Origin of the sequence: Nocardia sp. NBC_00881 (genome assembly GCF_045207455.1) — a bacterium.
In the GTDB taxonomy this organism is placed as follows: Bacteria; Actinomycetota; Actinomycetes; order Mycobacteriales; family Mycobacteriaceae; genus Nocardia.
Map to the genome: position 1 here is coordinate 3558242 of NZ_CP108798.1, position 21728 is coordinate 3579969.

Sequence of the window (21728 nt, forward strand, 5' to 3'; positions counted from 1 at the left end):
CGCGCGAACGGTCGGGTCACGCGAGGACCGCCCACAGTTCGGCCGTCTGGAACCCGACCGCGTCGCGGTCGGCGAGACTCGGCCGCGGATGTCGGTCGCCAGCGTAATCGTTCTAAGGATCCAGCACCCGGCGGCGTGGTTTGGCGGTTTTGCGGTAGTCGTGGTTCTCCTTGGCCACCATGAAGACCGCCTCGCGGGCGGTCAGGCCCAGTTCGAGGGACAAGTCGTCGAGGACGGCCCATTCTGTGGTGGTGGGGATCGCGGAGGAAGCGACCGTCGATGCGATGGTCATCGCACTCACGGCCTGTTGTCCGGTCAAGGTGCGACCCGGCAGCCAGGACACCACCCAGCGGTCACCGCCGACGCATCGCGCGATATGCGTGGTCTCGTCACTGGTCATCATCGACGCCGAAACGACTTCAATTGCCACCGACCTGCTCCCCTCGTGCTCGCGATAGCCAGACGCTCTGATCGTAGGGCTCGGCAGCCCCACCGGAGTTCAGTTCCAGCAAATCTTCTGCAACAGATCGGTCACCAAGCAAATTAGCAGCTCAAAACCCAATCGATGGGTCCGACACCCCGCCTTCATGCTTCTTTGGCACAGGTCTGGGAACCACGGCGAGAATCGCCTTCTCGATCGTTTCCCGGCGTACCGGGCTGTCCTCGGCGCCCATGTCGAGGCAGAAACTGTCGACCACCGCCGACCCCATCGTGACCACCTTGGCCCACCGGACATCGGCGCCGCAGCCCGCCAGCGCCGCGGCCAGGCGGCTGAGCAAACCGACGCGGTCCTCGGCGCGCAGCTCCAGGATCACTTGACCGGGCAGCGAAGTACCGGACCAGATCACCCTGGGCTCGGCCCGCGCGTACCGGCTCGGACCGATGCCGCTCGCCTCGCGCTCGCGTTTGGCCAAAGCCGCGGAAACGTCCAGATCCCCCGCCATCGCACGGATCAGCTCCTGACGTAGGAGCCCGGCGTCGGGCGGGTCGCCGAACTTGGGCGAGACAATGAAGGTGTCGATGGCCGAATCGCCTTCGACGCCGAGCGCGGCGGACAGCACCCGCAGCGAATGCAGCGCGAGCACGCCCGCGGCATCGGAGAGCAGACCAGCGCTGTCGGGCGCGATGACGGTGACGGTGTAGGTGTACTTGCTCTCACCGCGCTTCAGGTCGACATGCACGCCGCCCGCCGCGGCCTCGGCGATCAACTCCGGCGCGATCGGCTCCGGCGTCGGCAGCCGATCACCGGCCATGACCAATCGGCAGCGGCGGACCAACTCGCCGATCAGCGAGGCCTTCCAGTCGCCCCATACCCCGGGACCGGTGGCCAGCGAATCCGCTTCGGCCAACGTGTGCAGCAGCTCCAGCAGCTGCGCGTCACCCGTGAGCGCGTCCACTACGAACTGCACCGTGTCGGGGTCGGAGAGATCGCGCCGGGTGGCGGTGTCCGGCAGCAGCAGGTGGTGGCGTACCACGGCGCTGAGTGTGCGCACATCCGACGGCCACAGGCCGAGACGCCGGCCGATGTGGGTAGCCAGCTCTGCGCCGACGACGCTGTGGTCGCCCGCGCGGCCCTTGCCGATATCGTGCAGCAGTGCGCCGAGGGCGAGCAGGTCGGGGCGGGCCACCCGGGTGCTCATCACACTGGCGTAGGCGACCGTCTCCGCGAGGTGGCGATCGACGGTCCAGGTGTGCAGGGCGTCCCGCGGCGGCAGGTCACGCACCGCGCCCCATTCCGGAAACAGCCTGCCCCACAGGCCCGTTCGATCCAACGCCTCGATCGCGTCGATCGCGCCCCGGCCCGCGCCCAACAGGACGAGCAGGTCGTTGAGTGCGTCTTTGGGCCACGGCTCGCGAAGCTCCGGGGCGTCCTCGGAGAGCCGGTTCAGCGTGGTGGCGGACATCGGCAGCCCGGTCTGGGCCGAGGCGGCAGCCACCCGAAGGACAAGCCCGGGATCGCGCTGTGGACGCGCGTCCCGGGCCAGCACGACTTCGCCCGCGTGCTCGACCACCCCCTCATCGAGCGGACGCCGCACCGGCATGCGGCGAAGTCGCGCCAGTCCACGGCGTGGCAGGGCGTTGGCCGCGGTGCGCAGTCCGACGTCGACGGAATAGCTGACGGTCCGGGCGGAATCGCTCAGTGTGCGAGCCAGATCGAACCGGTCACCGATGCGCAGAGCCGCGCCGATCTCGTCGGCGTCCTGTGCGCGCAGCTGGTCGCGGGACCGCCCCGCTACCCGATGCAGCTCCGTGCGCACGTCCAGCAGACGCCGATGGGCCTGCTTCAGGCCGCCGCCGGGCGCGTCCGGACCGAGTCCGGGCATGGCATCGGTCAACTGAGCGATGGCCAAGGCGTCGAGCAGTTGGATGTCGCGCAGGCCGCCGCGTCCGTTCTTCAGATCAGGCTCGGCGCGGTGCGCGATCTCGCCGCTGCGCTCCCACCTCGCCTCGGCCTGGGTGATCAGCTCGTCGAACCGAGTCCGGATCCCGGTCCGCCATTCCCGGCGCACCCCACCGAGCAGCAGGTTGCTCAGATCCTGGTCACCGACGATGTGCCTGGCCTCCAGCATGCCGAGGGCGGCGATGAGATCGTCGGCGGCCACCCGCAGCGCCTGCGGCACGGTCCGCACGCTGTGATCGAGCTTGATGTGCGCGTCCCACAGCGGATACCAGAGCTGGTCGGCGACCTCGGCTACCCGGGCGGGATCGACGTCGTCGTGCAGTAGCACCAGATCCAGATCCGAGTACGGCAGCATCTCCCCCCGGCCGAGGCCGCCGACTGCCACCACCGCGAGACCACTGTCGGCGGCGATTCCCAGTTCGCTGCCCTTGCTGGTGAGCCAGAGTTCGAACAGGTCGACCAACGCGTGTCGCAAGGACTCGGCGTCGAGCCGGGGATTACGGGGCAGGCCGCCTTGGAGCAGTTGGGTTCGTGCGCGGACCAGATCGGCCGCGGCATTGGATACCTTGCCGTTGACTTCTTCGGTCACCTTCGGCTCACCGTCATGCTCATACTGACTATCCACAACCCACCGCCCATTTCACGCGCACGGCCCCGCCCCGACCGGGAGCTCCGGTGGGAGCGGGGCCGCCGCTCGACTCGATATCGGTTACAGCGCGTCGGTACCGCGTTCGCCGGTCCGGACCCGGATGATCGACTCCACCGGGGAGACCCAGACCTTGCCGTCACCGATCTTGCCGGTGCGGGAGGCTTCCACGATCACCTCGACGACCTTGTCGACGGACGCGTCGTCCACGACGACCTCGACACGGACCTTCGGCACGAAATCGACCGAGTATTCGGCACCGCGGTAAACCTCGGTGTGCCCCTTCTGCCGTCCGTACCCCTGGACCTCGCTGACGGTCATGCCCAACACACCCGCCTGCTCGAGTCCGGTCTTGACGTCCTCGAGCGTAAACGGTTTGACGATTGCGGTGATCAGTTTCATGTTCGTCATGCCTCCTTGACGGCCGAACGTGCCGTGCTACCCAGAGCGGCGAAGTCGTAGGCGGTTTCCGCGTGCTCGGACTCGTCCAAGCCCACCGACTCTGCTTCTTCGCTCACGCGCAGCCCAATGGTGAACTTCACGATATAGGCAATGATCAGGGTCGCGATGAAGGAGAAGGCAAGCACCACACCGGCACCCACCGCCTGCCGCCACAGCTGATCGGTTCCGCCACCGTAGAACAGACCGGTCTTGGCCGCACCCGCCTCGGGCGCCGCGACGAGACCGACCATCACAGTGCCGACGATGCCGCCGACCAGGTGCACACCGACAACGTCGAGCGAGTCGTCGAAGCCGAACTTGAACTTCAGTCCGACCGCCAGGGCGCACAGCACACCCGCGACGGCACCGATGGCGAGCGCGCCGACCACGTTCACCGAAGAGCAGGACGGGGTGATGGCGACCAGACCGGCCACGACGCCCGAAGCCGCGCCGAGCGAGGTGGGCTTGCCGTCGCGGATCTTCTCGACCAGCAGCCAGGCCAGCATCGCGGCACAGGTGGCGATGGTGGTGGTAACGAAGGTCGAGCCGGCAAGGCCACCGGAGGTCACCGCGGAACCGGCGTTGAAGCCGAACCAGCCGAACCACAGCAGGCCGGCGCCGAGCATGACGAACGGCAGGTTGTGCGGACGGAACGGCGTGGTCGGCCACCCCTTGCGCTTGCCGAGCACCAGCACCAGCGCCAGACCGGCCGCACCGGCGTTGATGTGCACGGCCGTACCACCGGCGAAGTCGACCGCGAGCAGCTTGTTGGCGATCCAGCCGCCCTCGTGCACGACAGTGCCGTCGGCGTCCTTGACATCGAAGTCGAACACCCAGTGCGCGACCGGGAAGTAGACGACCGTGGACCAGATGCCAGCGAACAGCAGCCACGCGCTGAACTTCAGGCGGTCGGCAACCGCACCCGAGATGAGGGCAACCGTGATGATGGCGAACATCAGCTGGAACGCGACGAAGACGGTCGCCGGAATGGTGCCTGCCAGCGGAATGTTCACTGCCTCCGTGGTAACGACGCCCGCCGCGTCCTTGACCTCGGCAACCGAGTTGCCTCCGATCAAGCCTTTGAGGCCGAAGAATTGCGAGGGATCGCCGATCACGCCGAACTTGTTGTCACCGAATGCCGTCGAGTATCCGTACAGCGACCACAGCACACCGACCAAGCCCATGGCGCTGACGCTCATCATGATCATGTTGAGCACGTTCTTCGACCGAACCATGCCGCCGTAGAAGAACGCCAAGCCCGGCGTCATCAACAGCACGAGTGCCGAACTCGCCAGCATCCAGGCGGTGTCACCGGTGTCCGGTGCACCGGTAAGGGGAAATGCCACCTTAATGTCCTCCTCATCTCGGGCCCTGCCGATTCCGGCGAATGGACCTGCACAGAAGGGTCCTCATTCGGTGTTTCATCCGTAGAGCTGCCGTGTTTCGCCTACGTGAACGGATGGCGCAGCTGTGTTGCTACCAGATTTCATGGCGTACACCGGAGGCTTCCGCACGGCGTGAGACGCGCGTCGGTGAGGTCGAACATTCGTTGCCGACAAGCAGGAGCTGGCAAACATTCGGTTGTCGGCTCGATCGAGATCGAGCCGGACGTGGTCATCCCGCACGTGCCGAGGCAGGAAGCCCGCGGCTCAACCTCGTGCGAAGTACCGCCGCGGGCCTTGCCCGGTGGGATCCCGATCAGCCCAGCAGCGCATCTACGAACGCGCCGGGCTCGAACGGAGCCAGGTCGTCGGCGCCCTCGCCGAGGCCGACCAGCTTCACCGGCACACCCAGCTCGTGCTGCACTTGGAAGACGATGCCACCCTTGGCCGTACCGTCCAGCTTGGTGAGCACGACTCCGCTGATGTCGACCACCTCGGCGAACACCCGCGCCTGGGTGAGGCCGTTCTGGCCCACGGTGGCGTCCAGCACCAGCAGCACCTCGTCGACGTCGGCCTTCTTCTGCACGACACGCTTGACCTTGCCCAGCTCGTCCATCAGACCGGTCTTGGTATGCAGCCTGCCCGCGGTATCGATGAGCACCGCGTCGACGCCGCCCTCGATACCCGCGGCCACCGCGTCGAACGCGACGGCGGCCGGATCGGCGCCCTCGCGTCCGCGAACGGTCTCCGCGCCGACCCGCTCACCCCAGGTCTGTAGCTGGTCGGCGGCCGCGGCACGGAAGGTGTCGGCCGCGCCGAGCAGCACGCGGCGACCGTCGGCGACCAGCACCCGCGCGAGTTTGCCGGTGGTGGTGGTCTTTCCGGTGCCGTTCACACCTACGACCAGCAGGATCGAGGGGTGATCGGCGTGCGGCAGCGCACGCACCGACCGGTCCAGTTCCGGGCGCAGCTGCTCGATCAGCACATCGCGCAGCACCGCACGCGCCTGGTCGGTGGTGCGCACGCTGCGGGCCGCCATCTCCTCGCGCAGACGGGCGACGACGGCGGCAGTGCTGGCGGTACCGAGGTCGGCCAGCACGAGCGTGTCCTCGACCTCTTCCCAGGAGTCGTCGTCGAGGTCGCCGCCGCCGAGCAGGCCGAGCAGGCTCTTGCCGACCGCGTTCTGCGACCGGGACAGGCGTCCGCGCAGGCGGACCAGACGCCCCTCGGTGGGCTCGATCTCCTCGAGCGGAGCGACGGTCTCCACGCCCGCGGGGGTGTCCGGTGCGGGCAGCACCGTGGCGTCGGCTGCGGTGCTCGTGTCCGATGCGGCAGGGACCGTGCCGGCCTCGACCGCGTCGGTACCCGGCTCGGCAGCCACGCCCGGCTCCGCGGCCACGCCCGGCTCCGCGGCCAAGCCCGGCTCCGCGGTCGTGCCCGGCTCGACAGTCGCGCTCTCCGTCGTGGTCGCCGTCGATTCGTCCAGCGCGGCCTTCTCGGCTGGGGCCGTGTCCGCGCTGTCGGTCGTCGTGGGCGCGGCCGTACCGGCGGTGGGAGCATCCGCTGCGGTATCGGGCGCTGGGGGTGCCGTCGCGGACCCGTCGGAGGTGTCGCCCGGGGCAGTGGACGCCTCGGCGACGTCCGCTTCCGGAAGTGGCACATTGGTAATGCCGCGTCTGGGCGCGTCGCGCGGGATCGCCGCGTCGTCACCGACGTGCGGCTGCCCGTCGGTGTCGGTGCGTTCGACCGGCGCCGGCTCGGTCGTGGTCGCCGTGCCGCCGCGGCTGAAGCTGAATCCGCCGGACGCCGTGTAACCACCGGACCGGTCGGTTACCTCCTTGTCCTGCGTCGGCCGGGTCAGCGACACGCGGCCGCGCTTGTACCGGACGAAACCGGCGACAAGCACCACGAACAGCAGGGCGGCGACCGCGGCAATCAGGATCCAAGCTTGGGGACTCACACGGACCATCCTTGCAGAAGGACATCGCCGGCTCGGCCGCCGTGCCCGTCGGAAGTACCAGCGGCGGTCCCGACGGCGAGGGCGTGAGCTCGGCAAACGCCGGACACGCCGGGCCAACGGCGCGACCGCTCGAGCACCGACACAGCCCCCGAGATTTCTTGTCCTGCGGAACTTCTCGCGAAGTGACAATAGGATCGGCGACGTGACTGATCGAAACGTGCTTGGGGGGCCGCTGGAAGAGTGCGGCACCGATCCTCTCACCGGCTTCTACCGGGACGGCTGCTGCAGCACCGGTCCGGAGGATCTCGGCAGCCATACCGTGTGCACCGTCGTCACGGCAGAGTTTCTGGAGCATCAGGCGTCCATCGGCAACGATCTCAGCACGCCGCGGCCGGAGAACAACTTTCCGGGCTTGCAACCAGGCGACCGGTGGTGTGTCGTAGCTGTGCGGTGGCTGCACGCGCACGAGGACGGCGTCGCCGCGCCTGTCGTGCTGGCCGCCACGCACGAGAACGCTCTGGAAGTGATCTCGATGGATATCTTGCGCAAGTACGCCGTCGACGTGCCGGACGACGTCAGCGACCTGCTCTGAGGAGCCCGGCAGCATCAGGTCGACCGCGGCTTCCGAACAAGGCGGGCGTCCCATAGGTGCGCCAGGCGTACCCCCTCACCCGCGAGGAGGCGAAGCAACCGCGGTGCCCAGCTCGGCGGCGCCGACGGCTGCGGGGCCGATCCCCTTCCGTCGGCCCGCGGGCGGCGTCGGTCTACGGCGGGGTCGGCGACCGATATGGCACATCTGACACATATGCGCCATCTGGGCACTATCCCGCGGTGGCGACGCGCCGCCGATGCGCCTTCTGACGGCACGCCGCCGAGCAGTACCTGGCGCGGCGGCCGATCCCGGTCTGCGGCACCAGCGCGTGACATATCGGGCAGTGCTCATCGGCGCCGCCGCTTCCGTTACGATCAGCCGATTCGTTACGGGTTTCGTCGACTTGTTTCGTTACGCTCACGCCGCCCGGCTGTGCCCGCAAAGCGTCCAGCACGATCGCGGCGGTACGGTCCACGCCGCCCTCGGTCTTCCGGAGCTGTTGGATCGCAACACATCCGGTGAAGATGGCGAGCACGTCGTCGAGTTCGATGTCGGCGCGGACCGCGCCCTGCTGCTTGGCGGATGCCAGCAGCGCGGCCACCGCGCGATGGAATCGCACGCCGGCACCAGCCAAGAGCGTGCGCGGCCAGCCGTCGTCGGACTGGACAATGTCGCATAACGCCTGGTTGCCCGGCGTTGTGGCGATCACGGCACGACAGAAGGCGAAGAAGGCGGCTCCCGCGTCCCGCGCGCCGAGGTGATCGGCGGCCAGTTTCGCCAACCGGTCGATGCGCTGCTGCATAACCGCTTCCAGCAGATCGGATTTAGTCGGGAAGTGTCGGTAGACCGTGCCGGCACCGACGCCGGCCCGGCGGGCGACCTCGGCGAGCGACACCGAGACACCCTGCTCGGCGAAGGCACGCTGCGCGGCGGCGAGCACGAGTGCGCGGTTGCGCCGGGCATCGGCGCGCGACACCGTGCCCGCGTCGACGGATGCGGTCATTTCGTTACGGCCTTCCACTGTACGACCTGGTCAACCGGGTCGGACCACCCGTATTGTCCGAACCGGGTTATCCGACCCGATTCTATCCAACAGAAGGCGAAGCATGTCCCTTCAGCAGAACCTCATCCTGGTCACCGGAGCCACCGGCAAACAGGGCGGAGCCACCGCCCGAAGGCTGTTGGCGGACGGCAGGGCGGTGCGCGCGCTGGTTCGCGATGCGCAGGCACCCGCCGCACGGGAATTGGCCGCAGCGGGCGCAGAACTCGTTGTCGGTGACTTCGACTCGCCCGACACCCTTCCCACCGCGCTGGACGGTGCCTCCGGACTCTTCGTGGTTCCACCCGCCGCGTTCGGCCCCCGAGGCTGGGACGTCGAACTGGAAGCCGCGCGCGGCGAGGCACTCGTAGACGCGGCGCGCCGTGCGGGTGTCGAACAGATCGTGTTCACCGGCATCGCGTCGATAGGCGACGACACCTCATGGGGTGCGACCGGCAAGAAGCGCATCGAAGATGCGATAGCCTCCAGCGGAGCCCGCTATACGCTGCTGCGCCCGGTGCGCTTCATGGAGAATTATTTGCTGCGCACGTCACCGGTCGACGGGATCATCGACGGGGTGCACCAGCACCTCTTCCCCGCCAACGGGCCGATGAAGGTGATCGCCCTTGCGGATATCGGCGATATCGCCGCCCGCGCGTTCGCCGACCCGGAAGGCTTCGACGGCCGCGTCCTCGAACTCGCGGGCGATGCGATCACACCGCCCGCGGCCGCCGCGGCGATCAGCAGGATCACCGGACACCAGGTCCGCTATCAGGAGATCAGCGAGGCCGACGCGGACGCGCTCGGCGGAGAGATCGGCAACACCTGGCGCCTACTCCGCCACGCCGGTGGCTGGATCGCCGACGTCGAGCAGATCCGCGAGATCCACCCCGGCTTGCGGACGTTCGCCACCTGGCTGTCCGAAACCGGTGCGGCCCAGATCAAAGCACTGCTGGACAGCGACACAGTGCGCACGTCGCGGTGATCCGCGCCGGACGGTAATGCGCGGGCTCGCGTCGGTGCTGGTCCGCGAGACCCCCGATGTCTGGGCGCTGGGCGATTGCGCACCGAGTACGGCCGTGCATCCGACCGTCACGGCGGTCGGATGCACGGCGGACAAGGTATTCCTCTGGTCACAGCGGGATTCGACCCATCAGGCGCATCGTCGACACACACGGGGTCTGTCCGGACTCCGGCGCCGTCACGTTAACCGCCGCCCGCGCGTCAATTCAGCCCGCCGCGCCGACGGGCGCAAGGTTCTGCCCACGCATCCGCTGGGAGATCACCTGGGTGATGCCGTCGCCGCGCATGCTGACGCCGTAGAGAGCGTCGGCGATCTCCATCGTCGGCTTCTGGTGGGTGATGACGATCAGCTGACTCTTCTCGCGTAACTGCTCGAACAGACCGATCAGGCGGCGCAGGTTGGTGTCGTCCAGCGCGGCCTCCACCTCGTCCATCACGTAGAACGGCGAAGGCCTTGCGCGGAAGATGGCCACCAGCAGAGCGACCGCGGTGAGCGACTTCTCTCCGCCGGACAGCAGTGAGAGCCGCTTGACCTTCTTGCCCGGCGGCCTGGCCTCCACCTCGATGCCGGTGGTGAGCATGTCGGAGGGGTCGGTCAGCAGCAACCTGCCCTCGCCACCGGGGAACAGTTTCGCGAACACCCCGACGAACTCGCGCTCGACGTCGGCGTAGGCCTCGGTGAACACCTGCAGGATGCGGGCGTCGACGTCGGCGACCACGTCCATCAGGTCCTTGCGGGCGCTCTTGACGTCCTCCAGCTGGGTGGCCAGGAAGTTGTAGCGTTCCTCCAGGGCCGCGAACTCTTCCAACGCAAGGGGATTCACCTTGCCGAGGGTGGCGAGGTCTTTCTCCGCGCGCTTGGCGCGCCGCTCCTGAGTCTGCCGATCGTAGGGCATCGGGGCGGGGACGCTGACCTGCTCGCCGCGCGCTTTGGCCTGTTCGTACTCCTGCATCTCCAGCTCCGACGGCGGCAGCGGCACGTCCGGACCGTACTCGGCGATCAGGTCGGTCAGCGCTATGCCGAACTGCTCGGCGATGGTCGCCTCCACCTGTTCGATGCGCAGCGCCGCCTGGGCTTTGGCCACCTCGTCGCGGTGCACCGCGTCGGTGAGCTGGGTCAGCTGCGCGGTCAGCGCGCGCGCACGCTCCTTGACCTGCTCGACCTGGGCGGCGCATTCGGCGCGCCTGCGCACCAGCTCGTCGCGTCGGGTACCCGCCTCGCCGACCACCTTTTCCAGTTCAGCGGCGATCTTCGCACCGGATTCCGCCACAGCGGCGGCCACCTCGGCCGCCCTCTTGCGCGCTGCCTGGGCGCGCTCGGCGCGAGCACGGGTCTCCCGTTCGGCGCGAGCGGCCCTGCGCAGCGAATCCGCCTTGCCGCGCACGGATTCCGCGCGTTCCTCGGCAGTGCGCACGGTGAGCCGGGCCTCGACCTCCATCGAACGCGCCTCCGCGAGTGCCGCCGCCGCCTCCTCGCGCTCGCGGCCCGCGGATTCGGTACCCGCCGCGCCGATGCCGTCGGCGTCGACCTCGGACTGTTCGAGTTCCGCGTGCCGCAGGCGATCCTCGAGCTCGGCGAGCGCGGTGAGCGCTTCCTCCCGGCTCGCCTCGGTTTCGGCGCGCTGTACCAGCAGACGCTCGCTGTCGGCGTGCGCGGTGCGTGCGGTCTGGCCGAGCCTGCCGAGCCGGTCGTAGATCGCGATCAGCGCCTGGTCGGATTCGTGCAGCGCCAGCAACGCATGGTCGACCGCGTCCTTGCGGTCGGCCTGCTCGGCGAGGGCGCCGGACAGCGCCGCCTCCAGTTCCTCGGCGCGGCGCTGCGAGGCGACCAAGTCCGCCTTTGCCGCGTCGATATCGGCCTGTATCTCCAGCTGGCTCGGCGCACGATCGGAACCGCCCAGCAGCCAACCGTTTCCGGCGAGATCGCCGTCGCGGGTGACCACACGGACGCCGGGCGCTGCGGCCACGACCGCCTGAGCCGCGGCCAGGTCGTCAGCGACGGCGATTCCCGCGGTCAGCGCCGTGATCGCGCCGCGCACGCTGTCCGGGCAGTCCACCACGTCGGTCAACCACCGGGCGGAACCGGGTAACGCGCCGAGCTGGGGCCGGTGCTCGCCGTCTACTCCGAATACCACCGCGGCACGCCCTCCATCACCGCCCTTGAGCGCGCGGATCGCGGCATGGGCGGATTCACCGGTGTCAGCCGCGACGGCATCGGCGAGCGGGCCGAGCGCGGCGGCGACCGCCGCCTCGAAACCGCCGTGCACGCGCAGTAGCGCCGACAGCGGGCCGAGCAGCCCCTGCGCGCGGTTCTCCACCAGCCAGGCCACGCCATCGCGGCGTGCCAGGTTCATGCCGAGCGCCTCGATCCGCGCGGTCAGCGACGCCACCCGCTTGCTCGCGTCACGATCCTGCTCACGCAGCTCGGTGACACGCTGATCGGCCAGCGTCAGCGCCTGCACTGCGTGCTCGTGTTGCGCGTCCAGCCCCGCCTCACCTGCGTCCAATTCGCCGAGTTCGACCTGCACGGCATCGAATTCGGCCTGCGCGGCCTCGCCGCGGTGCCTGGCGTCGGCGATGGCGACCGAGAGCCTGGCGATCTCCGCGTCCACCGACTGGGCCTTGGTGCGCAGCGTGTCGACCCGGCCGGACAGCCGGGCCAGCCCCTCACGCCGATCGGCGATCGCCCGCACGGCGGCCAGATGCGCCTGCTCGGCGGCCTTCGCGGCCTGTTCACGTTCGGCCAGCTGCTCCCTGGCCGCATCGAGGGTTTCGGCGGCGATCTCGACGGCCTCACGCAGTTCGGCTTCCTCGGCTTCGACGCGTTCGGCCTCTGCCTCCAACTGTTCGGGGTCGCGGCCGGTGCCAACCGGGGTTTCGGTGTCGAGATGACGCGCACGGTCGCCCGCGATCCGGATCGTCGCATTGACCCGCTCGGCCAGCGCGGAGAGCTGGAACCAGATCTGTGCGGCGGCCTCGGCGCTCGGGGTCAGGCGGGACAGCTGGAACTCCTGCTGGGCCAGCGCGGCGTTGGCGGCGTCCAGCTCGGACTGCACGGTGATCTGCTGCTCGCGGGCGTAGGCCTCTTTGCTCTGCCGGCTTGCCAGCTCCTGGCGGCGGGTGACCAGGTCGTCGGCGGCGAGGCGCAGGCGGGAATCGCGCAGATCGGCCTGCACGGTCTGTGCTCTTCGGGCCACCTCGGCTTGCCTGCCCAGTGGTTTGAGCTGGCGGCGCAGCTCGGTGGTGAGGTCGGTGAGGCGGGCCAGGTTGGCCTGCATTGCCTCGAGCTTGCGCACCGCCTTTTCCTTGCGCTTGCGGTGTTTGAGCACCCCGGCAGCCTCTTCGACGAAGGCGCGGCGGTCCTCCGGGCGCGATTCCAGGATTGCCGACAGTTGTCCCTGTCCCACGATCACATGCATCTCACGGCCGATGCCGGAGTCGCTCAGCAGTTCCTGCACGTCCATCAGCCGGCAAGAGCTGCCGTTGATCTCGTATTCGCCCGCACCGTCGCGGAACATGCGTCGGGTGATGGACACCTCGGCGTAATCGATCGGCAGCGCGCCGTCGGAGTTGTCGATGGTCAGTGTTACCTCGGCGCGGCCGAGTGGTGCGCGACCCGTCGTGCCCGCGAAGATCACGTCCTGCATCTTGCCGCCGCGCAGCGCCTTCGCACCCTGCTCGCCCATGACCCAGGTGAGCGCGTCGACGACGTTCGATTTGCCCGATCCGTTCGGACCGACCACGCACGTGATGCCGGGCTCCAACCGCAGCGTCGTCGCGGACGCGAAAGACTTGAAGCCCTTCAACGTCAGACTCTTCAGGTGCAAAGTCGACGACCTTTCCGTGTTCTGCCTGGTGATCAGAGGATCCGGCGACCAGTCATGGTATCCGTCGAGTGCCGGGTACTCCCGACGCGGGACGGCGCACGCAGCCGAGCGACGGCTCGGCGACACACGTAGGTTATCGAGTCACCAGGGATCGCGCGCAGTTCGATGTGCTCGAGGTTTGCCGAAATGGTCTGCTTCAGTGTCTACCGCCCTTACCGTTTGAGAGCGCCAATCTCGGCGGATCATCTCTCCCACCCGATCCACCTGCGGAAACACCAACCCAATCCCACCCACCTGGTTCGGCGGCGAGCCACTCGGCGAGGTGCCGCCGAAAGAACTGTGATCGCGCCTGGCGTGAGTCTCCGATGTAGCTGCGCCCACCGTGCTCATCGCCACGGATGAAGCCCTGGATTGCCTCTGCGAGCCTGGCGGACTTGCGTCAAGAAATCCGGCGAAAGACGTTGTCCTGACGCCGTTCCGGCCGGTTACCGGTGTGGTGATCAGGTTATACCCCATAGGCAGCGATTGCCGGAGCCCACCCGCCCGGCGGCGATGCCTTTCCGCTAGTACTCGAAGGCGTTCTGGATTGCTATGAAGGGTGTCGGCGAGCCGGGACAGGATGCGCTGTGGGTCGCTGAGGTAGGCGTGGCCTTCAGCGGGAGGTCGAACATGGCCCAAAGTAGCCCGGCCGGGAGGTCCTGTTCCCCTGTGTGGCCGGGATCTGTCGTTTGTCAGGCTGGTGCGCAGCACGTTGAGTCGTTCGGCCCAATCGAGCGAAAGCCTCGACCGTAGACGCCCGGAGCGGTACCCGGCACTTGGTATTCGTCCCGAATCGGACGGTGTCAGACTGGAATGTTCACGAATTCCGGGAATCTTCTTCTCAGACCATTCTCGTATATATCGATCCGCTCCAACACTCCGTCGGGTTTCAATTTTCCCGCGAGAAGATCGGTTCCTATGTTTACTGATTCCTCTGCATGCGCTGCGCGAACCTGCTTGTGTTCGTGTGGCCATTCGTCGGGATATTTATAACCCTTTTCATGTGCAGGGTCCATGAATATACCGTTTCCAATGTAGAATCCAGCCAGGGCTTCTCCGAGCGTCTTCGACGAAGGGGCACCGTCGTCCATGATCGGTCGCATTTTGGAATACTTCTGGATGAAAAGGTAGGCTTCCTCTGCGTTCCTGACGAAGGTATTCGTCTGCACCAAAGCTCTGCTGAGTATTTGCTGGTGGAAGCCGGCTGCTCGCCGGGCTGCCAAATCTTCGGGTCCCAGCTCGCCAGCCCTGCGCAATCCGCCGAAGCGAGATAGGCCTTGCAGGTCAATGGCGGATATCGCCCGCACAAGGAAGTGCGGATGATGTCGGCCTTTCTGTGTCCCGGTGTGTTGATCGAACGCCGTATTTGCAATGCACTCGTACAGGAGATCCGCCATCGACTTACTCCATCCGAGGCTCAGTGCGTGTGCACGAGCAAGGCTGGCCGACTTTGCCTCGTCATGGCCGGCCGGATTATTGAGATTGTCTTTCTCGCGACCATCGTTGTAGTTGCCGTCGCTGTACAGATCGGCAACCATGGCGATAAGATAATGTTCTGGAGTTACTTTTATATTTGTGTGCAGTCTCAAGAAGTCCAGGTGATGGAAGAGCATCCGGATGGGTTCGATAAACCCCCTCCCATTATGATAGGTCATGGGCACTCTGCTTGCCCGTACATCGAAACTCCCGGCCGCAAGGTTGACGAACTCGATACCATCCGCGCCGTACAGCGTCTCCAAAATTAGGCCAGCATTCGCGGCAAGGTGCACCGCACTCTGCGCCATAGGGTGCCCGAGCAGCCATTCGGGCATGACCTCCATAACCATCCGAATTTGCCGCTCCAGGGCATTCCTCGGCAATGGCGGGCGATCCCGATTCAAGAGCAAACTCTTCATCATGTCCATGTCCGCGACGTCCTTGGCCCTTACGAGATCGTCGACAACACGCCATTCCTTTCGAGAATAAATACGGTGCAACCCGGCAACCGTGACGCGGCCGTCCGCGATGGTATACGAGTCACCCCGGACTTCATCGTACGAGGAACCTTCTTCCCCCAACCGCACACCCATGATATCGAAGTCGCCGTTTTTGACTATCGGGGTCCCGTCCGGCAGTGTACTGAATTCCCACCCAGGTCGACCCCGGAAGTAATTGACTATATCGATCGGCGCTAGCACATCGATATCCGCGGAAGCCCGCAGCAGTGCCTCTACTCCGAAAGCGGCGTGCATGCCTGTGCTGCCGACCACGATGAGCTGCGAAGCCACATCCCTACCCAGTTGGTCGAGGCTCTCTGACAACGTCGAGAGGCGACGCAGAGGCGAAACTCCGCTGGGCGAGGCCGAACCCGGACCCTGTGGGTCGGTCGGACGGTCGCGGATGCCTATCGCCCCGGTGTCCGCGGTTGGGTCCTTACGGTCCTTACTGTATGCGCGCGCGTCGTGATCCACGACGTATCTCACGAAGTCTCCTTGGTTCATCGTCATCGCGCGCAGGTCGATATCGTGCGGAAAATCCGGCACCCGACCCAGTCGGTATGCGGCGGCGCCGACGAGGAACGTTCTGATCGTCGCATCGGATCCGCTCTTCGTCTGCGGCGCCTGAAAAAGTTTGTAGGCGACGTCTGCCCACGTCTCGACGGTGAATTCACCAGGTCTGGCGAGTTGTTCGAAAGCATCGTGGAGTATCCGTCGTCGGTTGGCCTCAGTCCCCGAGACCGTGATGACGTCCCCGGGCGCAAACTCCCATCCATTAGGGGAGGTTTTTGCTTCCCACACGAAATGAAGAATCTCTTCTGCGGCTTTGCCCTTAAGGATCCGGTTCCCGTTGATTACCGTTCCGTCGGATAGGCGAATCTTGTTTTGGAGTTCTTCCCCGGTGACACCCCCGGTATCAAATCGCGCCAAAGCTCGCTCACATGTCTCCGCCCAAAGTTCACTGAAGGGTGTCGGGAGTCCACCCACCCACCGCCCTATTCGAGGGTCCAATACGGACCCGTCGCGTTCGGCGTTTGACGAGAATCGGTTGACATTCGGATATTCCGCGTCGGTGAGTCTCAGTTTTAGCCGGGCGTTGGGTTTATAGCCCCTCACCTTGGACCGCTCCTCAATCAGGTCCCAGTACTCAGCCTCCCAGTCCTCGGGTGTCGGCTTTCTGCCCGAGTGGCGTAGGCGGTTGACTATGGTGTTCGCTTTATTGGCCATCCACCTGGCGAACTCCCGCAGTTCGGCCCCCTTCTGTACGGCCTCTTCGGTGTTGGGCGCCCAAGTCTCCAACCGACGCGGGAACGGGAAGTCGGCTTCCTCGACCATGTATTCGATCAGTTCCGCCAGCGGGCCATCCTGCTCGGCTGGCTGCGCGCTGGCAAGTTCGGAATCTGCCAGCCGGGCTTGCACGGGCCCTGGGCTGTCTTGCGGCCCGGTACCTGGGTCCGCGGCACCGGCGCCCGGCCGCATGTTGTCCGGTAAGACTGGATCGGGCACCCCAGCGTGGTTTTCCGGGCCGTGAGAAGCGCTGCTCAGCACCACCTTTGGGGCTTTACCCGGGCGGGTTGACGCGCCAGGCGTCGGTGGCGGACCGGCCACGGACGCGGGCGGGTTCGGTGCGGCACTCGACGGCGTTCCTGCCCCTGCCGCGGTTGCGGCGCCCACCCCTGCCCTGCCGTCCGGGACGGTTGTGGCGGCTGGTGTCGTTCCTGATTCGACTGGTGTCTTTCCCGATTCGGCGGCTGGGGTGGCGGTTGGTTTTTCCGTGACAGGGTCGAGACCCTGCGGGCCGACGGTAGTGGAAGGCGGGGTGGAGGCAGCGGGCCCTGCGGGGGGCTCGTCCATAACGCCACCCCCGTACACGCTGGGGTTGGGGTTTTTCGCATCTGGTTCGGGTCGGTGCGCCGCCAGAGCGGATCGGTCACCGGTGACACTTGGATCGGCGGGTCCGGCTTGCCGGGCTGCGGAGTCTACCGTGTTCGGTGTGCTTGCGGTGGCCGTTCCCGGGTCACCGGTGTCGCGCGAACCGACCGAGGCACCTCCGGTGCTGAGCGCACCACCGGAGGTGTTTGCCGGGGTATCGGTATGATGCGTGCCCGCGAAGTGTGTCTTGGCACCCGCATCACGAATGCCAGCACCAGCACCGCCGCCGGTGACCGCGGCCCCATCACCGATGCCGCCGTGGTGGGGGGAAGCCGGTTTCGGGCTCGTACCATCCGATGGCAGTCCGGGCCCATCGGCCATGGGCCCACCTTCATAGTTCGACCTGCCCCCCCAGCCGTAGATCGCGCTCGGCCCGGCACCGGAGATCACACTACTGGTGAGCATTCGTGGATCGAATTCCCACACACCGCTGGACAGCCCGGTCACCACATAGGCCGCACTCGCACCCGCCGCACCCGCACCACCACCGGTGACCGCGCCCTTACCCATCCCCACCCATCCACTGTGATCACCCGGCAGCCGGCTCACCACACCGTGCAGACCGTGCCCCGCCGCACCCCCGGCACCGCCGGCGATCAACGGGACTCCCAGGTTCTCACCGAGCGCGCCCCAGTCGAAACCGCCGTCCTGGTAGCCGGCCACGATCTTCGCGAACTGATTCAGCGCCTGCTGCAGCCTGTCCTCGACGACCTCGCTGATTCCCTCCGAGATAGTCTCGTACCCGAACTTGACAGCGAGGCGGCCCGCCTGAGACAACGCTGCCTTACCCAGAAGTGCTTCGAGCCTGTGTAGCAGAAAACCACCGAGCAACCGGCTCACTGCCTGGGTCGCACCGAGAGCCCACGCCTGCGCGAACGGCGCCCCGGGACCGAGGAATGCCGCATACACCAATTGCAGCGCCAACCACGCCAACGCGATGAGGAAGCTGTGCTTGGTCGAACGCATCTCGCCCGCAGCGGCGATCGCACGCTGCCCCGACCCGTGGTAAGCCTCCGCCAGCTCCTCGACAACATCCAGCACACTCTTCAGAGCTGCTTCGATAGCGTCGCCGCCCTCACCGGCCGGATAAGCAGCCCGGACGACGCCGTCCACACCCTCTCCCCCCGACCGCACAACCCTGCGCAGCTCACCGGCCTGCCGCTGCAGCTCCTCCCCCTCTTCTTTCAAGTCCCCCTCGAGACCTTCGGGCCACTCCGACCCCAACACCCAACTCAACCACTGCAACCACGACGGAATCGTTATCGACGAGTACGCCACGACCGCGCAACCCTCACCCTCGTGCTACCGGCCGAAATCGGTGACGCGGGATCGGGCCCTGTGTCCATCGTGGTCGAACTTCTCGACATCGGTGAACCGCGTCACCGCGGCATCACCCTCGGCTTGCGCGCGCTCTCCCGACCTCGGCGCCGCAAGCGACACCGGCGCCTCGACCGGCATCTCACCCGCAAAATCGGGCACACCGTCGATCAACTCCGAAAGCTTCGGTAACCGAGCACGCCGATCCACAATCGGAGCGGCAAGCTCACTGTTCTTACGCGCCACATCCGCCGCAGCGTCCTGGGCGACCTTGGTCACCATCTTGGCCAGACGTTCACAACTCACATTTTTGATGGCCGCAGAAAACTTGGTCTCGATCACCACACCGTCAGCGTTCACCGACACCGACACCATCCGGTCGCGTGAGGTCGCCGTCCCGACAAGCTTCCTACGCTTGTCCTGAGCCTCGGCGATAACACGCATCTGCTTCTGGAATTCATCCAGAATCGAGGCCACATCCCCGTCCTCGCCTGGCACGATACTCATCGAAAGCCCTTCTCGCCGATCAGGTCAGACGATCGAAATCTTCGGCCGAAACTTGCTCGACACGATCGAGCACGCCTGCAGCATCGTGCAGGCCCTGCGACATTTCCTTAAACGATGCGGCCGCACTCCGCCCACCCTCGCTGATACCGGTCATCGTGTTATCGAAACCTTGCTCGCCATCACGAAACCGGCTACCGAACTTATCCGGCCCCGCAGCAACACTCGCCCGCCTCGCAGCCCCCTCCGCAGCGGCCACAATACCGAGCAAGTCATCACGAACCTTGGCAACGTCCACACCAGCGGCCCGAAGCTTCCCCGTCAAGACCTCGACCTCCCCAACCGCCATCATTGCCACCTCTCATCCACTCCGAACACACCCGCCCTGTCAGTACGCTCAAACGATACCCCGCCAACACTCTCGACGTTCACAGGTCCGTCAAGAGATAGCGGCGTAAGTGGTTGATACGTAGCTACTTTCGTCCTTCGGCCAGGCGGCGGTCACACGTCATGTCGAAGATGTTGAGGGCTTCCTTCGGTCTGTAAATTCTCCGATGTAACTCCAGAGGACGATGGATGCAGTTGTGACTGAGAAGGTCGGCAAGCCCGTGCTGACAATGGACGACGGCCAAGGGCTCGACCATCGGGGGAAATCTCGACGCACCTGCGCGAGGCTTACCGCGCGGGCGTTGACTGCCCAGCGGAGCCGCGCGTTCAAGTTCTCGATGGCGTTTGTCGTGCAGATCAGGACGCCGATGGACTTGTCGAACTGCGGAAATGGCACGAACTCCGCCTACGCGTTGGTCCACAGCCCGGGGAGGCGTAACGGAGTTGCTTCGCGAGTTTGTCGTCCTGGTGATACACGTCGGTGTTGAATCCGCGCTGCCGCAGCTGTGTCACCGTTGCCAGCGCCTCGGCGCAGCGTACATCTGACGGCCGAGCGGTACGGGAGATACCTGCCGCCGTTCGCACACGAAAGGACGACGTCCATGGATCCCGAGCAGTCTCGAACATGCACTGACGCGGCGGCGTCCGGCCACATACGATCCCACTGACTCGCCAGCGGAATGTTCGGAGCGCAACAGCATGCCTGCCCCCTCACCAGGGACCAGCACAGCGTTCCGCCTTGCCCGCATCACGGCGCTGGTGCTCGGCTGCCTGGTGTTCCTCTACGCGTGTGAGCGCAGCAAAAGTGCGGTGCTGAGCGATGTGTGGGTGGAGGTGGCCGTCGCGGGCGGGTTCGGCGTGGCCGGACTGGTCGCGGCGTGGTTCGAGATCGCACTGAATGCGCGAAACCGGCAAGAGGACGCGGACCGGCGACGCGCCGACAGCGCATGGGACGACGACGAGGAACACGACGAGGCTCCCATTCATGGGAATTTCTCCGGCCGGTCCACGGGGCTGGACGACGAGAACGCACGAAGCGACCGCGCCGAGCGAACCGGCCGGCCTGCGCGACCGGATTCCGTGCTGTCGCTCGAGGACGACGACCGGCTCGATACCTCCACGCGCGCCAACCTCACCGCGTGGATTCCACGCACGTTGCGGGGCGGCTGGGCCGACACAGCGGATGCCGACGAGCCCGCGCCGCCATTGCTCGCCAAGTGGAGTGCCCTGACGAAATGGGTGCGCCGCACCGAGCCGGATGTCGATCTCGTCGACGACGATATCGACCACGTCGAGCGCACCGAAACCGGGGAGCTTGTAGTCGAATCCAGCAGATGGACCATGCGTGCCAGAATCGTCCGCTCCGGCGATCTCGTCTTCCACCGACGTGAGCGCGGTGGCGCGCACCCGCAACCCGAATGGAAGTGGACGTTCCACCCCGACGCGTTCCCCGCGATCCGCACCGCGCTCGGCGCCACGACCGGCGATCTTCTGGACCTACTCGAACAGGCCATTCCAAGGCTGGAGCCGGGTGCCCGCCACGATCCGGGTGCTTGGCTGCGCGCCCACGACATTCCGGCGATGTACCGCGAGAAGGGCGTCAGCGCCGCCGAGGTGACCCGGGAACTTCCCGTGCTCCGGCCCGGCCTGCCCGCGCCTGCTTCCAGTCCCGACCGACGACCACGAGGCCACGAGTGGCCCACCACCGCGCAGCCAGAGACGTGGTCCGGCGGCGCCGAGCCGGCGCCCTCCGAGCGGACCGCGCGCCGCCGCACCGATTCCGAAAGGGCTAGGTCGAGCGGTCCCTTGCCGCAGACCGGCGCAGAACAGTCGAGCCGTTCGCGGCGTCGTCCACCCGCTCGTCCCGATCAGCCAGATCGTCGACGCGACGACCGCACCGACTACGACGAATTCGCCACACCCGACGACCGACCGGACACTCGCGATGAGCGAGCACGCCGATCCAGGCAATACCCATCGCCCGCCTACGAGGCCGCGACACACCGCCGGCCGCCCACAGATCGCCAACCCGGGCGGCAGCGAGATCCCTACCCGCCCATGGATTTCGAGCCCGCGCGACGCCGTGCGACGCCGCCGACTCCGAATGAGCACACATCCCGGCCCCGTGCTCGGTTCGCGCCGTCCGACCACCATGCCGAACCGTCGCACGACCAACCCGCCCCCGGACGCCGCGGCGGGCGCGACCAGCCGCCCCCAGCGCATGAGCCGACCTCCCGGCGCAGGTGGTAGGCGCGACCCGAG

At 66.7% G+C, this 21728-nt stretch carries 13 protein-coding genes; 3 read left to right on the top strand and 10 right to left on the bottom strand.

All coding sequences use genetic code 11. The features are described from left to right. Window positions 1–112: 112 nt before the first annotated feature. The 5 genes from OH799_RS14820 to ftsY form a co-directional block, all read right to left on the bottom strand. The gene (locus tag OH799_RS14820) at window positions 113–430 is read right to left on the bottom strand and encodes a hypothetical protein (protein WP_327119958.1); all 318 of its coding nucleotides are present in this window, start codon (window positions 428–430) and stop codon (window positions 113–115) included. 121 nt (window positions 431–551) lie between these two features. Beyond that, complete coding sequence (locus OH799_RS14825) at window positions 552–2990, bottom strand: [protein-PII] uridylyltransferase (protein WP_406280592.1); 2439 nt, start codon at window positions 2988–2990, stop codon at window positions 552–554. A 120-nt stretch (window positions 2991–3110) separates the two neighbouring features. Then, window positions 3111–3449 (bottom strand): P-II family nitrogen regulator, encoded by a 339-nt coding sequence (locus OH799_RS14830; protein WP_406282121.1) that lies wholly within the window; start codon window positions 3447–3449, stop codon window positions 3111–3113. Window positions 3450–3454: 5 nt separating this feature from the next. Then, the gene (locus OH799_RS14835) at window positions 3455–4834 is read right to left on the bottom strand and encodes an ammonium transporter (RefSeq protein WP_406280594.1); all 1380 of its coding nucleotides are present in this window, start codon (window positions 4832–4834) and stop codon (window positions 3455–3457) included. Between the two features lie 352 nt (window positions 4835–5186). Next, the gene (gene ftsY / locus OH799_RS14840; RefSeq protein WP_406280596.1) at window positions 5187–6839 is read right to left on the bottom strand and encodes a signal recognition particle-docking protein FtsY; all 1653 of its coding nucleotides are present in this window, start codon (window positions 6837–6839) and stop codon (window positions 5187–5189) included. 193 nt (window positions 6840–7032) lie between these two features. Between ftsY and OH799_RS14845 the strand changes: the two genes are divergently transcribed. After that, window positions 7033–7422, top strand: a complete 390-nt coding sequence (locus OH799_RS14845) for a DUF2237 family protein (protein WP_019048221.1) — start codon at window positions 7033–7035, stop codon at window positions 7420–7422. A 229-nt stretch (window positions 7423–7651) separates the two neighbouring features. On the opposite strand, the gene OH799_RS14850 is transcribed toward OH799_RS14845, so the two are convergent. Then, on the bottom strand, window positions 7652–8425 hold the full coding sequence (locus OH799_RS14850) for a TetR/AcrR family transcriptional regulator (RefSeq protein WP_406280599.1): 774 nt from the start codon (window positions 8423–8425) through the stop codon (window positions 7652–7654). A gap of 103 nt (window positions 8426–8528) precedes the next feature. Between OH799_RS14850 and OH799_RS14855 the strand changes: the two genes are divergently transcribed. Continuing rightward, window positions 8529–9446, top strand: a complete 918-nt coding sequence (locus OH799_RS14855) for an NmrA family NAD(P)-binding protein (protein ID WP_406280601.1) — start codon at window positions 8529–8531, stop codon at window positions 9444–9446. A 244-nt stretch (window positions 9447–9690) separates the two neighbouring features. Here the strand turns inward: OH799_RS14855 and smc are convergent, their stop codons facing one another. The 4 genes from smc to OH799_RS14875 form a co-directional block, all read right to left on the bottom strand. Next, a complete protein-coding gene (gene smc, locus OH799_RS14860) occupies window positions 9691–13311 on the bottom strand; it encodes a chromosome segregation protein SMC (RefSeq protein WP_406280603.1) in 3621 nt (1206 codons plus the stop codon). Window positions 13312–14153: 842 nt separating this feature from the next. Next, window positions 14154–18371 carry a hypothetical protein gene (locus tag OH799_RS14865; RefSeq protein ID WP_406280605.1) on the bottom strand — a complete coding sequence of 1406 codons (4218 nt, stop codon included), beginning with the start codon at window positions 18369–18371 and terminating at the stop codon, window positions 14154–14156. A 189-nt stretch (window positions 18372–18560) separates the two neighbouring features. Beyond that, window positions 18561–19082, bottom strand: a complete 522-nt coding sequence (locus OH799_RS14870; protein WP_406280607.1) for a YbaB/EbfC family nucleoid-associated protein — start codon at window positions 19080–19082, stop codon at window positions 18561–18563. Between the two features lie 19 nt (window positions 19083–19101). After that, window positions 19102–19437, bottom strand: coding sequence for a hypothetical protein (locus OH799_RS14875; protein ID WP_406280609.1), 336 nt, complete (start codon window positions 19435–19437; stop codon window positions 19102–19104). Between the two features lie 728 nt (window positions 19438–20165). On the opposite strand from OH799_RS14875, the gene OH799_RS14880 reads away from it, so the two are divergent. Then, a complete protein-coding gene (locus OH799_RS14880; RefSeq protein WP_406280611.1) occupies window positions 20166–21716 on the top strand; it encodes a hypothetical protein in 1551 nt (516 codons plus the stop codon). Window positions 21717–21728 lie beyond the last annotated feature (12 nt).